Annotated in this window: 1 pseudogene; it reads left to right on the top strand. The window is 74.1% G+C overall.

What is annotated here, in order from left to right:
• Positions 1–907 (top strand): annotated as a pseudogene (locus BZL64_RS11430) (IS200/IS605 family accessory protein TnpB-related protein); the annotation flags it as partial.

The raw sequence follows: 907 nt of genomic DNA, 5'->3' as shown, positions 1-907 counted from the left end.
TGGGCGGTGCGTAAGCGGGAGTTGACGCCGCTGTCGTCGTCGCGCTGGGCGGGCAGTATCACCAAGGCGTCGCATGACCAGTGGGCGCTGGCCCGGCGCTGTCAGCTCGCGCACATGCAGAGCCTGGAAGCGGGCGTCCGCACCATCGCCGGCCGGTTGTCGCTGCCGGTCGGGCAGAAGGGGACGAAGACGGCGCCGGGGGGTTACCGGTCGCGGCGGGAGTGGCATGCCAAGGCGCGGCGGCTGCGGGTGCTTCAGGACCGGCTGGCCGCCGCGCGGGCCGACCGCGACGCCGGAGCCGTGCACGTCGTACGGGGCGGCAGACGTCTGGCCCGCACCCGGCATCACCTGGCAGCGGCCCGGCTCACGCAGTCCGACTGGCGCGGGCGCTGGGAGGCGGAGCGCTGGTTCTGCCAGGCGGACGGTGAGTCCGGCAAGCGCTACGGCAACGAGACGATCCGTATCAGCGCGGACGGCGAGGTGAGCATCAAGCTGCCCGCACCGCTGGCATCGCTGGCGAACGCCCCGCACGGACGGTACGTCCTGGCCTGCCGGGTCGCGTTCGCGCACTGGGGCACCGAGTGGGCGGACCGGGTCGCGGCCGACCGGGCGGTCGCCTACCGCATCCACTACGACACGGGACGGGGCCGCTGGTACCTGACCGCCTCCTGGCAGATCCCGCCCACCCCCATCCTCCCCATCGAGGCGGCGCTCGCCCATGGCGTGGTCGGCGTGGACATGAACGCCGACCACCTCGCCGCCTGGCACCTCGACGCCCACGGCAACCCCACCGGCGCCCCGCGCCGCTTCTCCTACGACCTCAGAGGCACCGCGGCCCACCGCGACGCCCAGGTCCGCCACGCCCTCACCCGCCTCCTGCACTGGGCCCGAGCTTGCGGTGTGAAGG

Source organism: Streptomyces bobili (assembly GCF_002154575.1).
Lineage (GTDB): Bacteria > Actinomycetota > Actinomycetes > Streptomycetales > Streptomycetaceae > Streptomyces > Streptomyces bobili.
Note: the sequence above shows the minus strand (reverse complement) of the source record. Positions and strands in the feature narration are given on the sequence as shown.